Below are 14318 nucleotides of genomic sequence, written 5' to 3'. Positions count from 1 at the left end.
TTTTGCGTTTTTTCTTACCACTGCCTTCTGGTTTTGCCATCGGCTTTTCTGCGGCTAAAATAGAATCATCAGAAATTTCATCCGCTTCAAAGCCTTCAACTTGCTCACGTTCAAGCCAAATTTTATTCTTCTTCTCGATTACTTTGAAATGATGATAATCTTCATGGTCGATAAGCGATATTGCTAAGCCTACTTCGCCAGCACGGCCACTTCGTCCAATACGGTGCATGTAGTCTGACGGACTTCTTGGTAAGTTAAAGTTGATTACTACAGGTAGCTTTTCGATGTCTAGACCCCGAGCAGCAATATCCGTTGCAATTAACACGTCAATTTCGCCAGCTTTAAACCCGTCAAGCACGCGACTACGTTCTCTTTGGCCTTTATCACCGTGAAACACTGCGGCGGTAATGCCACGTTTAGCGAGCTTTTCAGCTAAATGTTCACAATGGTGTTTAGCATTGACGAAAATAAGCGCTTGTCGCCATTTATTTTGTTTAATCAAATGTGCTAACACAGCTGTTTTTTCGCCCTTATTAACGGTAAAAACACGTTGTACTAAGGTACTGGCATCGCTACTTTGTAATTGTATTTCAATCGGGTTGTTGAGCAGCTCTTGAGTTAACGCTTTTACTTGCTCAGGAAAGGTCGCTGAAAATAATAAGGTTTGTTTTTTCTTTGGCATCAGCGCTAACAACGCAGATAGCTCGTCAGTAAAGCCTAGGCTTAACATTCGGTCAGCTTCATCAAGCACTAAGGCTTTAACCCTATCGAGCTTAATGGCATTACTTGAAATTAAATCGAGTAATCGACCTGGCGTGGCAACCAGAATATCAGTGCCGCCGCGTAATGCCAGCATTTGAGTATTGACTGATACTCCACCAAAAACAGCAACCGTTTTAATTTCGCCGTTAAAATGCACCGCATAAGATTTAATGCTGTCAGCAACTTGCTTAGCAAGTTCACGAGTAGGCACTAAAATTAATCCCGTAACAAAATTACCTTTACTGCTTTTGCTGCCCACTGATATGTCAGCGCGTAATTGCTGCAATAATGGCAGTGCAAAGGTGGCAGTTTTACCCGAACCGGTATTTGCCCCTGCAATTAAGTCACGTCCGGCTAATATACTCGGGATAGCTTGCGCTTGAATGGGGGTTGGCTGTTGATATTTCAGCTCAGCTAATCGAGCTAATAAGGGGGTAATAAGGCCAAGTTCTGTAAAGGTAGCAGGCGTTGTGACAGAGGTCATTAAGTTAAAGGGCTCAGAGCAAATAGAATAGCCCACTATTTTAGCGTATTTATGCCCCTATAAGTTAGTGAAATCGATCAAACTCTGCCGTAATGTCATTAAGTATGCTCAATTCATAATACAGTTAACGTATTTGTATGAATGCCGCATTGAAGCTTTTAAGCCTCAGTGGTATTATTCGGCTGAAATAATGAGTGTTCAACTAAAGCAGTAGACCCTGAAGGTTCTCTTGCTGTAGTTGATATTTATCATCCTATTAATATTTTTATGCTATTGAGAAGAGATAACGACCTAACTTATCAACTTACCAACCTATTTGAATTCTTAATAATTAAAGACTTATGGCAAAAAATACGTTTACCCCCGAATTACTTGAACGGCACTTTACCAAGAATGAATGGAAAAAAGGCACGAGAATTTTTAATGCTAACGGCATTAAAACCTGCGCTCTTGATGGTGAAATAATTCGCGGTGTGGTTTTTAGTGAGCGCTCTCGCCAGACGAGTTATTTAACGCGTTTAGTGTTTGATAGTAAACGTAGTGATATTGCCAGTTATTGTGATTGTTATGTTGGTCGCGACTGTAAACATGGTGCAGCCTTAGCGATATATTTTATTCATGAACATTTTGATCGAAACAGTATTGCAACATCAGAAAGAGTGATTGATAAATGGCTTAGTCAATTTCAAGCTCAGCCAAGTAGATACCCACCCAATGTTCAACAAAAATCATTATTATATTTTTTAAAACCCAACAGTTATAACGAAGAAGATTTTTTAACATTAGAAATTAAATCATCTCGTCCTAAAAAAAGTGGTGGTTGGAGTAGCACGCTTGGCAGTGAATTTTCTACAAGCTCGTTAATTAATAGTGCCTATGCTAATAACGATGATGTTACTGTGCTTACCGAGCTTATGCGTACTAACCAATTTGGCGATACCATTAAGTATTTTGATTTATTTGAACGTATTGTAAAAACTAACCGCTGTTTTTGGCATAAAAATTACGACTTGGATGAAGCAATTTCCCTGGGAGAGCCGTTAGAAGCACAATGGCAATGGATAGCTCTTGATAACAATCTACATACATTACAACTTGTTTTAATGCAGCCTTCAGCAAGTATTAGTATTATCAAAGCACAACCACTTTGTTATTACGATGAACAACAAAATTGCTTTGGACAAATCAATACCAATACCCAATGTAATTTTGAAGCAAATTTACTAAATTCACCTATTTTTGAAGAAGACAAATTACCTTGGGTATTGAATAAGCTATCGATGTCGTTAGGTGATGCCGTGCAGCGTTTGCCTAAACCAAAAACAGAATATTCACAAGAATTAACAAAACCCGACGTGTATTTGCACTTTTCTACGCCCTCAGAAAATAACCCACAAACGGGTCACGTGCGGGTTAATTTCTCCTATCAAGGCAATTTAGTTAATCCGCATAACGAGAGTGCTACGATTACGCTATCAAAGCTAGTTGATACTGAAAGCGATAGTGCAAGCGATAGTGCAAGCGATAGTGCAAGCGATAGTGCAAGCGATAGTGCAAGCGATAGTGCAAGCAAGGTAAAGCTTTATCGAGATTTAACCTTTGAACAAACGGTTATTGATAAACTTACCACGTTAAAATTTATCACTCAGCCTAAACCTAAACGCTACACTTTTACCAATGAAGATTATTTAAGTAAAGATAAAGACCCTAAATATTCAATGCTGATGCAAGGCCGCTATTTATGGCATCATTTTTTGCATCAAGAAATACAATTACTTAAAGATCAGGGCTGGAACATTAGCTTTTCTGATAATTTCTATTTTAAAGCGCTCTCCACCGATAGCATTTTTGATGCCGAAGTGATTGAAACCGATGACCATGATTTTTTCTCCTTAGGGCTAAATTTAACCATTGATGGTAAAAAAATGCCCGCATTTCCTATTTTACTTGGTGCTATTGAGCAACTACCTAAATCGGTATTACTTGATCGCGAAAAAGAACAGCTTGTTCCTCCAGATTCACCTATTTATGTTGATCTAGATAACGGTGATTTTGTTGCCTTACGTTATCAAAGCGTACAGCCAATATTAAAACAATTTATTGAATTGTTTATGCCTAATGCCCTAAATGAAGATGGCACCATGGAGCTATCGCGTTTTCAAAGTCATCAAACGTTGTCCATGTTAGATGACCAAGGAATGATAGCAACAGGCACGAATAAGTTAAGAGCGCTGGCTGATAAGCTAAAAGACTTTCAACAAGTCACCACTGTTGCTATACCTGAAGGCTTAAATGCAACCTTAAGAACTTATCAGCATCAAGGACTAAACTGGTTACAGTTTTTGCGGGAGTATCAATTAAACGGTATTTTGGCTGATGACATGGGTTTAGGTAAAACCATTCAAACCTTGGCGCATTTATTAATTGAAAAGCAGCAAGGCCGACTTAATAAACCAGTATTAATTGTTGCGCCCACCAGCGTTATTTTTAACTGGGCTAATGAAATAGAAAAATTTACCCCACAACTTTCTTATCAAATATTACACGGTAGCAAACGTCATCAGCACTTCGGCTGTATTGAGGGGCTTGAAGGCGATGAAAATCAGGTTGATATAATAATTACCAGTTATGCGTTAATTACTAAAGATTTAGAGCACTATAGTGAACAAAAATTTTACTACCTTGTGCTTGATGAAGCCCACTATATAAAAAACACCAAAACTAAATTATACCAAGCGTTTATGTCACTTAAAGCGCAGCATAAATTATGCCTAACCGGTACCCCTATGGAAAATCATTTAGGTGAATTTTGGGCGCAATTTAATTTTTTACTGCCTGGATTTTTAGGCGGACAAAGACAATTTACCAAGCTCTTTAGAACCCCTATAGAAAAGCATGGTGAGCTAGAACGTAAGCAGTTATTAAATCAGCGCATTAAGCCGTTTATTTTACGAAGAACCAAAGACAAAATAGCCACTGAATTACCGCCAAAAACCGAAATAATTCAAAAGTTGCGTATTGAAGGAAAACAAGCTGAGCTTTATGAATCAGTGCGTTTAGCTATGGATAGTCGCTTAAAGGATATTATTGCTGATAAAGGTTTAAAACGTAGTCAGATAGAAGTATTGGATGCGTTATTAAAACTGAGACAAGTATGCAATCATCCTAAGTTATTATCACTTGAAGGAGCTAAAAAAGTAAATCAATCGGCTAAACTTGATTATTTAATGGAAACGCTGCCTGAGCAAATTGATGAAGGCCGTAAAATATTAATCTTTTCACAATTTACCAGTATGCTCGCTTTGATAGAGAATGAGCTGGTTGATGCGGGGATTGGTTATGTTAAATTAACGGGCTCAACCACTAAAAGACAAGAAGTCGTTGATAAGTTTCAACAAGGTGAAGTGCCAGTATTTTTAATTAGCTTGCGAGCAGGTGGCGTGGGTTTAAACTTAACGGCAGCCGACACCGTTATTCATTTTGACCCCTGGTGGAACCCAGCAGTAGAAAACCAAGCCACTGACAGAGCTTATCGTATTGGGCAAGACAAACCTGTTTTTGTTTACAAATTGATTATTGAAAATTCAATAGAAGAAAAAATTCAAAAAATACAGCAAAATAAAGCCGAACTAGCAAAAGCGTTGTTATCTGAAGAAGTGAGTGATAACAAGCTGAGTTTAACGGATGATATTTTAGGCTCACTGCTTGAGCCGCTGAGCTAACATAAAAATATTACCAATTAAATGTATCTATTCACCATACCTAGTATTCCCGTCATTCCAGTTGTGTCTTTGCCTACAGGACCTAGGTACTTAGCTTTGGTCTGGAACTACAAAGCTGAAGCTGGAATCTCAGTGTTTAAAATTCTAGACTCCCGATTTAAAGACCTCAGGAGTGACGATAGGTGAATAGTTACGTTTATTTTTTACTTCGTTAACGGGTGATATTATCAATGCAATCCCTCAGTAGTGATGTGTGATAAAAGCTGGGGAATGTGTAAAAAAGGTGAATGTGTTCTTGTGTGAATAATAAAGGGAGCTGCAGTTCAGCTCCCTTTATTTCATCAGGTTAACAATAAATAGTTACTGTGAAGGTTTACTGTAAAGCTGACGCAGGAATAAGCGCGGTTTTACTTGCATGTACTTGGTCAAATAGACTAAAGAATGCTTTTACCTTAGCTTTGTTGCTGGTGTTGACATCTTTACGCGCTAATAGGTCATCCAAGGTAATATCCCCAACAAAGTAACCCGCCCATGCGTTCAGAGATAACTTAATGCTGATATCCGCTTTGTGACTGTATTCGCTCAAGGTAGGCACAAATTCAGTTATACCACTACGTACATGTAAGCCCATTACCCCTGAAGCATCACCATCAACTTCTATAGACAATACTTGGTTTTTACCATAACTGACTTTAGGGTCAAGACGTACACGGTACTGTTCAACAGTTGTTGCTGCTGGAAAGCCTGTTACAGATTCAGGTCCGGTAAACATAATAGTTGGAATTTGTATTTTTCCTTCCATTTCTAAGGCTTTTGCTAAATAGAATGAGCGTGGGATACTTGCTTGGGTGTTATAGCCCATTTGACGCATCGCATCAGCCAATAACTGACGAGCCTCTGCATCAGTAGGATTTACTTTCACTAAGTAGCCCGCTAATTCACCCGCCCAAGCATATTGTTTTGACTCGAGTTCTTTTCTTAGCTCAGCTTTAACCGCTTTTTCGCCACCAAAGCCTTCGACTATTTTTTTAGCTTGCTCAATCGGAGCGATACGGTTTAATGTTTCTGTTTCACGCCCAAACCAACCCAGTGCATACTGATAGATATAAGACGGGTAGTAAGAAAGCTCACCATATCCCATAAAGTTATTTGGCTGTTCAGCCAAATCTTTTGGCATTTGCACCCAATGGCGCAATTCTTCTGGCGTTTTACCATGTAAAATACCGCGCAAGGTTTGGTCATATAAGTACATAATCGCATCATAATACCCCGTCAATGTTGCTTGAATTTCTGCTTCGCCACTAATATTAACTGAGTGAGTATTGATCAAGTGCTTTGGCTTAAGATCGCGGATCATTTTCACACCGCCAGCCCAATCCGTTGGGTCACGATAAACAGAACCACGTAAGGTGTAAAAGTTTGGAAAAGTTGGCCATAAATGGTTATTTAATACCGTTCTAGACTCAGGTAAATAAACAACTGTTTGGTCATTGGTATCGCTGTCAAAGGCAGTATAAAAAACCATCTCCACACCGTCAACCGTCATTGCTTGACCATTGGTCACCGGGGTATTAACGGCAACAAAACCTTTAGTTTTTCCAACCGGAGTTGGCGCTTGGCCATCTGGACCATCTGCGGGTAAAAGGAAAGAAAACTGCTCTAATGTTCGCGCTAATAGACTTGGGCTTAATTCCGGAATCGCTGCACCTAAACCGCCACTTTCAAGAATATTTTTATTTAAATCAGGGTGGCCAATAATAGTGATATCATCACCATAAGCATCAACAATGGCTTGCGTACCAAAAGCATAATGAGCGTGACTATAAATAACAGTTTTAATTGGCTTATCACTGAAAGTTTTTATCAATGCCATAATCTCTTGTGCTTCTTCAACATCATCACCAGTATCGTAAATAATCAGCCCTTCATCACCTTCAATAACCGCCTTATACCCCCAATGGTAACCAACAACCGCCCAAACACCCTTTTCAATTTCTTTAACATATGGTTCAACTGGTTGAGTTTTCGCAAGTTCTTCTATCGTTCGTGCATTGACAATGCCACCGTTATCAAAAGTTGTATGTTCAACGACTTCGCCACTATAACCCCCTTGTGGATAGGTAAAGTTAGACGAATTATGCTCATGGGCCATTGCCGTTGTTGCGGCGAATAAACTGGTGGCCACGACTGATAAAATAAACTTTTTCATGGTATGTCCTTTATATATTAATTAACTGTTTTAATTACTTCACATTTAGCGATTAACTAAACGTCTTGATTGATAGTTATTTTAAAGAAACATTGAAAATTTGATGTGTGTTACCAGGTGTTCAATGTGTGATTTAAGTGCAGGTTTGTTATGTTGATGAATGTGAAAAGTTGCACTTGCGGTTAAGAAAGTGCAATTTTATTAGACCATGTTCGTATATAATTTTTATTTCACTTCTTCTGGTAAATTAAACTGATAAGTACCATTTATAAATTCCTCACCGGGTTGATACATACGCCACTGGTAATAAAAACCTTCACCAGCAAACGGTAAGCAATTAATACGTGCATCTTCACACCCTCCCAGATGAATGGTGTATGAGCCACTTTTGTCGGTCTTGGCCGTTACGCTATTTAGGCTATAATATTCAAGTTCATTTTTAACAAAAAAACCGTCACTGTTGTACATAGAAATCGACCAAAAAGCATCAACAGGCACATCACTAGGCACATCAATTTTATAACGTTTATTGGTATCAAGATTCAACTGTACTGGTTGGTACATCGCATTTTCTGCAGGTAATAACCCCCAGCCAGCGACGGTTGCAATAGTGTGTTTTAACGAGTCAACTTCATCACGCTTTCCCATCGAGCCATGGGTATCTTTATGAGCAAAATTAATTAGACTTTGCACCGTTGAGAAAAGCGCTTTATAACGTTCCATATCATAGTTAGGTAAGATGAATTTTTCATTTAACGTACTTTCCGCTTTTAAACCATCTTGTAATTGATGCGCTGCACTTACATCTTTTGTTGAGTCAGGGTCGATAAATACCCGAGAAATCATCGTGGCGTAACGACTACCTACCTCCTCTTGAGTTAAGGTATATTGTCCCGCTTTAGTGAACACATCATAAACATAATGATTTTCATCAATCACTTGCAAGCTCAAGTAACGCCCTTCATTTTCTGGGTAAGTAATCGTTACCGGCTCTTTCAAATCTAAAATGATAAAGCTATAGAGGGTATCTCTGTTCATCGCAATAGTCGTTTGATTATCAATATCAGTAGGTACCCTTAAATGGAACCACTCATTAATACCAGTAAACTGTTGGTAACGATCAAACTGTATATGACTCTCCACCGTTGTTAAGTTATCTAAATTGACATCTATTAGCTTCGTTTGGGCTTGAGATGTGATACTGATTGCGGTCAATAAACTGGTTGCCACTACTGACAGAATAAACTTTTTCATGATATTTCCTTTGTGTATTAAGTAACTGTTTTAATTGATTCACATTCAGCGGTTAACTAAATGTCTTGATTGATAGTTATTTTAAAGAAATGCTGAAAATTTGATGTGTGTTAACAATTAATGAATGTGTGATAGCGTATATTTCTGACAGTTACGTGCTGGCTTCATACTATGGATTAAGACAGCAAGCTTGATTGACAGAGATGTAGTAGTGGATGTTTTCAAAATACCCCATAATACAAGACGGTTTATTGGTGTTTGGTACGCTACGTATCCATAGACAAAAAGTGAAGGAAAAAAAGCCTCAAGGGTAGAGATTCCAATTACACAGCAACTAAAAAACAATAATTGAGGATTCTCGTACAGACAGAGTGCTTCCACCTTATATAGTTCACCGCATTAAAGATGCAAGAGGAAAACAAGCTCAAGATTTATCGCATCCAACACAGTGTAGACCTAATGACATTTCAGAAGCCTTTTGAAACTTCCGAGACGAATTAGGCTTATATAAAGAGTTACCGAAAAAAAATCGTCCTACATTCCACGAGATCCGATCTCTCTCCATTTTCTTGTATAGTAAACAAGGTATAGTAAACAAGGTATAGTAAACAAGGTATAGATCCACAAGAACGCGCCGCTCACTCGGATGCAAAAACCACGAAGAAATACAAGGAAGGACATATTGAATGGGTACAAATTCAAGCGGCAGAATTGAAAATTTAAACTACTGTATAAATAAATAATAAGTGGACGGAAAGTGGACGGTCTAAAAACAAAAAGCCTGAATAAAATAAATTATTCAGGCTTTTTCTTGCATCAAACTTGGTTAAAAAGAGTTTATCTTTTTGCCAATTTCTCTTTAATACGTGCTTTACGGCCAGATAGCTCGCGCAAGTAGTAAAGTTTAGCTTGACGTACGTCACCGCGACGTTTCACTTCAATTGAATCAACAATCGGGCTATGTGTCTGGAATACACGCTCTACACCAACACCGTTCGAAATTTTACGAACAGTGAACGCAGAATGTAAGCCACGGCTCTTAACAGCAATAACAACACCTTCAAATGCTTGAAGACGTGATTTATCACCTTCAGTAACTTTTACTTGAACTACAACAGTATCGCCTGGAGCGTATGTTGGTAGGTCTTTTTTTAATTGCTCTTGTTCGAGCATTTCAATAATTTTACTCATAATACCTTCTTCCTAGTGTGCACAGACTAAGTGGATCGTGTTTGCTTCTTAATAGACGCTAACATTTTTTCCTGCTCAGCTGTCAGAGCTAGGTTTGTTAATAATTCTGGTCTTCTGGTCCATGTTCTCAATAGAGACTGCTTTTGGCGCCATAAGCGTATATATTCGTGATTTCCGCTTAGCAAAACTTTCGGTACAGACATTTCATCCCCGTTAGAGGTTGTCAATACGTCTGGCCTAGTATAATGAGGGCAGTCTAATAAACCATTAGAGAAGGAGTCCTGCTCTGCTGATTTTTTATGTCCTAATACACCCGGCACTAATCGTGCTATCGCATCTATTACATTCATTGCAGGGAGTTCACCACCACTTAAAATGTAATCGCCAACCGACCATTCTTCGTCAATATCTGACGCTATTAATCGTTCGTCTATGCCTTCATAACGACCTGCTATAAATATCAGGCAATCATCTTGCACTAATTCACTCACACCCGCTTGGTCCAGTTTTCGTCCCTGCGGTGACAAATAAATAACACGAGCTTTTCTACCGTCAACTTCTGCAGCTTTACGCGCAGAAGCAATGGCATCTCGTAGTGGCTGCACCATCATCAACATACCTGGACCACCGCCGTAAGGGCGATCATCAACAGTGCGATGTCGATCATGAGTGAAATCTCTTGGGTTCCATTTATGAAACTCAATAAGTCCACTGCGAATTGCTCGGCCTGTCACCCCATACTCGGTGATAGCATCAAACATTTCGGGAAAAAGGCTTATCACCCCTATCCACATTTTGCTTTTCTTCAAAGAAGAATCAACACTAGTCACAAGCTAGAAACCTGGGTCCCAGTCAACACAAATTTGTTTATTTTCAATGCTTACCGATTCAACAACTTGTTCAAAAAGATAAGGGATTAACCGCTCTTTTTTACTAAAACCATCGTTAAGGTTCGCTTTCACAACCAGTACATCATTAGCGCCAGTTTCCAACATGTCAGATACCACACCAAGATCGTAACCTTTAGTAGTAACAACAGCCATTCCGATTAAGTCACGCCAATAATAATCACCTTGCGATAATTCTGGCAATGTACTTTCATTGGTTAATATTTCAGAACCGACCAATGCTTGCGCATCATCTCTGTCATCAATACCACCCACTTTAACGACTAAGCCTTTGTTGTGCTTGCGCCAATCAGTAATATCTACTGTTCGCGTATTATTTCCTAATTTTAATGACCAAGGAAAATAGTCAAGTATGGCTTCGGTTTCATCGGTGAATGAATGAATTCTCAACCAACCCTTGATACCGTAAACAGCGCCTACTTTACCTAAGGTAATTTGATTTTCTGTACTCATATCAACCCACTAATTTCTACTATTGCCTACTACTTTTACTTACTAAGAAAAGCTATTAAGCTGCTACTTGAGCATCTTTAACTAACTTAGCCACACGATCAGATAAACCAGCACCCTGACCAACCCAATGGTTGATACGGTCAAGATCTAAGCGTAATTTTTCCGCTTGACCTTCTGCTGTAGGGTTGAAGAAACCAACTTTCTCGATGAAACGACCATCGCGAGAGTTACGGCTATCTGCAACAACAACCTGATAGAATGGACGCTTTTTAGCGCCACCACGAGCTAAACGAATGGTAACCATATCGTCCTCTTTTATATTTAAGTGTTAAAACGAATTTTCCAGACACCTTCTGCCGAACCGACAGAAAAGCTCGCGTATTTTACGCTTTTAAGAGATAAACACAAGGGAAACTTGAAAAGCAGTAGAAAGAGATGGGATTAAGTAGCAAAAAATAAAGTGTGAAACCATGAATAAACTGCGAGTTATCAAAAGTGCGGGTTAATAAAACGCCGCACTGTCTTTGATTTTATTTATACATAACGATAAAGTAGAAGCATTATGAGTGTTAACGACCAAACATTCCGCCTCCGCCGCCCATGCCACCACCTGGTGGCATCATACCTTGCATGCTTCGCATCATTTTTTTCATGCCACCTTTAGCTGACATTTTTTTCATCATTTTTTGCATTTGAGCGAATTGCTTTAATAGTTTATTCACATCTTGAATTTGTGTACCTGAACCAACAGCAATACGACGTTTACGCGAGCCTTTAATTATATCTGGACGTTCACGTTCACCTGGCGTCATGGAATTAATAATAGCTTCCATTCTAGTGGTAAGTTTGTCGTCCATTTGGTCTTTAACTTTTGCCGACATATTACCCATCCCGGGTAATTTATCCATCATGCCTGCCATGCCACCCATGTTTTTCATTTGTCCTAGCTGGTCACGAAAATCTTCTAAACTAAAACCTTTACCACTTTTGACTTTTTTGGCTAATTTTTCAGCCTTTTCACGATCTACATTTTGCTCTATTTCTTCAACAAGCGAGAGTACATCGCCCATTCCTAAGATACGAGAGGCTATTCTGTCAGGGTGAAATGGCTCTAATGCTTCAATTTTTTCGCCAACACCCATAAACTTAATGGGCTTACCCGTAATATGACGAATTGATAACGCTGCCCCACCGCGAGCATCACCATCGGTTTTCGTTAAAATAACACCAGTTAAAGGTAGTGCATCATTGAAAGCCTTAGCGGTATTCGCGGCATCTTGCCCTGTCATTGCATCAACAGTAAATAGCGTTTCAATAGGGTTGATTGCAGCATGAAGGTCTATAATTTCATCCATCATGCTTTCATCAACGTGCAAACGACCCGCAGTATCAACAATTACTACGTCAAAAAAGTTTTTCTTGGCATGATCGATAGCAGCATTGGCAATATTAATAGGCTTCTGTTTAATATCACTTGGAAAAAAGCCTACGCTAATTTCTTCAGCTAACATTTCAAGCTGCTTAATCGCCGCCGGACGGTATACATCAGCACTAACGACTAATACCTTTTTCTTTTCACGTTCAGTTAAAAATTTAGCTAATTTGGCTACAGAGGTAGTTTTACCTGCACCCTGTAGACCTGCCATCAAAACTACCGCAGGAGGAGCGGCTCTCAAATCTAGGGTTTCGTTAATGCCCCCCATTGCAAGTTCTAGTTCTTTTTGAACAATTTTTACGAACACTTGCCCAGGCGTTAGGCTTTTCGATACATCAGTACCTACCGCTTGCTCTTTAACTTTACCGACAAAATCACGAATAACAGGTAAAGCAACATCGGCTTCCAATAACGCCATGCGTACTTCACGCAAAGTATCTTTAATATTGTCCTCAGTTAAGCGGCCACGCCCACTGATATTTTTAAGGGTTTTACCTAATCGTTCGGAAAGATTATCAAACATGAATAACTCGAATAAAAACTATTAACAAAAATTATGACGCTATTATACCTGCGCTAACGATAATCTAAAGAAGAAAATGTTAACAACATTATATATCAGAGAAATACGAGAGTTAAACTAGGCATATATGTTATAATAACTTCGGTTTTTTTATAGTTATTTATTTAGGTAATGCTGTGGAACAGTTAACGTTTTTCATCAAAAATTTTATCGATCTAAGCGCGGAAGCAAGCCCTTGGTTATTACTCGGTTTATTAATTGCTGGCTTAATGAAAGCTTGGGTGCCAAGTAAAATTCTAAGCAAGCATTTAGGCAAAGGAAAATCAGCCATTGTTAAAGCAGCCTTGATCGGGGCACCATTACCGCTATGCTCTTGTGGCGTAATACCTGTTGCAACCGAATTAAGACGAAGCGGAGCATCAGCGCACGCTACGGCAGCATTTTTAGTTGCCACACCTGAAACAGGCATTGATTCTGTATCAGTTTCCTATGCACTGCTAGGGCCGATTTTTGCTATTTATCGTCCTTTTGCAGCAATCATGTCAGCAATCATTACAGGGTTATTAGTATCGAGTATTAAAGAAGAAGATATTAAATCGCCAACTGCAGAGGTAAATCAAAGTAACAGCAGTTGTTGTGCTAGCAAAAACTCGACTGAAAAAAGTTTGATAACTGAGCCTAAAGTTAGTTCTTGCTGTAGTTCAAAACCAGCCATTAAAGAAATAAAAGTCGCAGCTAAGACAAGTTCATGTTGTTCATCTAACACCGCAACTATTTCAGAAGTAGCACTTATATCTTCCTCGACATTGACTGATTTTTTTGAAAAAACTAAAACGGGTGTACATTATGCCTCAACAAAATTAATTGATGATATTATTATTTGGTTAGCTATAGGCCTTATTTTTGCTGCAATTGTTCGTACCTTTTTACCTGAAGAGTTTCTCTTAAGCTACGGTAATGGCTTACCCGCCATGTTACTTATGATCGCCATATCTATCCCTATGTATATTTGCGCTACGGCTTCAACACCCATAGCAGCAGGGTTCATTATGGCAGGGTTATCACCGGGTACTGCTTTGGTGTTTATGATGGCAGGTCCAGCAACCAATATTTCAACCTTGGGAGTCATTAAAAATGAAATGGGTGGCGCGGTATTAATTCGTTATTTATTGGGTGTTGCTTTATGCGCTATCGGCTTTGCTAGCTTACTTGATTTAGCTTTGAATTATTATTCAATTAATATTGGGGAGCAAATGCAACATTCTCATGAACTATTACCCTATTGGTTTGGCTTAACCTGTGCGGCGTTAATTGCATTTTTAGCGATCAAACCATTAAGGAAGCTAGTATTGTAAATCTTTACTATTATTTTTTAAT

General features: G+C 38.9%; 10 protein-coding genes. 2 read left to right on the top strand and 8 right to left on the bottom strand.

The genetic code is table 11. The annotated features are described in order from the left end of the window. Positions 1-1246: DEAD/DEAH box helicase (locus DWA31_RS00965; protein ID WP_136037967.1), on the bottom strand; the 1246-nt coding region annotated here is incomplete at its 3' end. A 341-nt stretch (positions 1247-1587) separates the two neighbouring features. On the opposite strand from DWA31_RS00965, the gene DWA31_RS00960 reads away from it, so the two are divergent. After that, positions 1588-4968, top strand: coding sequence for a DEAD/DEAH box helicase (locus tag DWA31_RS00960; RefSeq protein ID WP_114324815.1), 3381 nt, complete (start codon positions 1588-1590; stop codon positions 4966-4968). Between the two features lie 373 nt (positions 4969-5341). Here DWA31_RS00960 and DWA31_RS00955 read toward each other — a convergent pair whose 3' ends face one another. From DWA31_RS00955 to ffh, 7 genes are all read right to left on the bottom strand, one after another. Then, the gene (locus tag DWA31_RS00955) at positions 5342-7177 is read right to left on the bottom strand and encodes an alkyl sulfatase dimerization domain-containing protein (protein ID WP_114324814.1); all 1836 of its coding nucleotides are present in this window, start codon (positions 7175-7177) and stop codon (positions 5342-5344) included. Between the two features lie 225 nt (positions 7178-7402). Further along, on the bottom strand, positions 7403-8431 hold the full coding sequence (locus tag DWA31_RS00950; protein ID WP_114324813.1) for a DUF1214 domain-containing protein: 1029 nt from the start codon (positions 8429-8431) through the stop codon (positions 7403-7405). Between the two features lie 837 nt (positions 8432-9268). Beyond that, positions 9269-9622 carry a 50S ribosomal protein L19 gene (rplS, locus tag DWA31_RS00940; protein WP_114324812.1) on the bottom strand — a complete coding sequence of 118 codons (354 nt, stop codon included), beginning with the start codon at positions 9620-9622 and terminating at the stop codon, positions 9269-9271. Positions 9623-9648: 26 nt separating this feature from the next. Next, positions 9649-10416, bottom strand: coding sequence for a tRNA (guanosine(37)-N1)-methyltransferase TrmD (gene trmD / locus DWA31_RS00935; RefSeq protein ID WP_114324811.1), 768 nt, complete (start codon positions 10414-10416; stop codon positions 9649-9651). 39 nt (positions 10417-10455) lie between these two features. Then, positions 10456-10983, bottom strand: a complete 528-nt coding sequence (gene rimM, locus DWA31_RS00930; RefSeq protein ID WP_114324810.1) for a ribosome maturation factor RimM — start codon at positions 10981-10983, stop codon at positions 10456-10458. 55 nt (positions 10984-11038) lie between these two features. Then, complete coding sequence (gene rpsP, locus DWA31_RS00925) at positions 11039-11287, bottom strand: 30S ribosomal protein S16 (protein WP_070375880.1); 249 nt, start codon at positions 11285-11287, stop codon at positions 11039-11041. 265 nt (positions 11288-11552) lie between these two features. Then, positions 11553-12941 carry a signal recognition particle protein gene (gene ffh / locus DWA31_RS00920; RefSeq protein WP_114324809.1) on the bottom strand — a complete coding sequence of 463 codons (1389 nt, stop codon included), beginning with the start codon at positions 12939-12941 and terminating at the stop codon, positions 11553-11555. A gap of 176 nt (positions 12942-13117) precedes the next feature. Between ffh and DWA31_RS00915 the strand changes: the two genes are divergently transcribed. Next, on the top strand, positions 13118-14296 hold the full coding sequence (locus tag DWA31_RS00915) for an SO_0444 family Cu/Zn efflux transporter (RefSeq protein ID WP_114324808.1): 1179 nt from the start codon (positions 13118-13120) through the stop codon (positions 14294-14296). Positions 14297-14318 lie beyond the last annotated feature (22 nt).

The organism is Candidatus Colwellia aromaticivorans (assembly GCF_003333305.1).
GTDB lineage: Bacteria > Pseudomonadota > Gammaproteobacteria > Enterobacterales > Alteromonadaceae > Colwellia > Colwellia aromaticivorans.
The sequence above is the reverse complement of the archived record's forward strand: the minus strand, read 5'-3'. Positions and strand labels throughout refer to the sequence as shown.

Bases quoted from the DNA above. Each gene is read 5' to 3' on its own strand.
- DWA31_RS00960 (WP_114324815.1), top strand. From the start codon at position 1,588: ATGGCAAAAAATACGTTTACCCCCGAATTACTTGAACGGCACTTTACC.
- DWA31_RS00955 (WP_114324814.1), bottom strand. From the start codon at position 7,177: ATGAAAAAGTTTATTTTATCAGTCGTGGCCACCAGTTTATTCGCCGCA.
- DWA31_RS00950 (WP_114324813.1), bottom strand. From the start codon at position 8,431: ATGAAAAAGTTTATTCTGTCAGTAGTGGCAACCAGTTTATTGACCGCA.
- rplS (WP_114324812.1), bottom strand. From the start codon at position 9,622: ATGAGTAAAATTATTGAAATGCTCGAACAAGAGCAATTAAAAAAAGAC.
- trmD (WP_114324811.1), bottom strand. From the start codon at position 10,416: ATGTGGATAGGGGTGATAAGCCTTTTTCCCGAAATGTTTGATGCTATC.
- rimM (WP_114324810.1), bottom strand. From the start codon at position 10,983: ATGAGTACAGAAAATCAAATTACCTTAGGTAAAGTAGGCGCTGTTTAC.
- rpsP (WP_070375880.1), bottom strand. From the start codon at position 11,287: ATGGTTACCATTCGTTTAGCTCGTGGTGGCGCTAAAAAGCGTCCATTC.
- ffh (WP_114324809.1), bottom strand. From the start codon at position 12,941: ATGTTTGATAATCTTTCCGAACGATTAGGTAAAACCCTTAAAAATATC.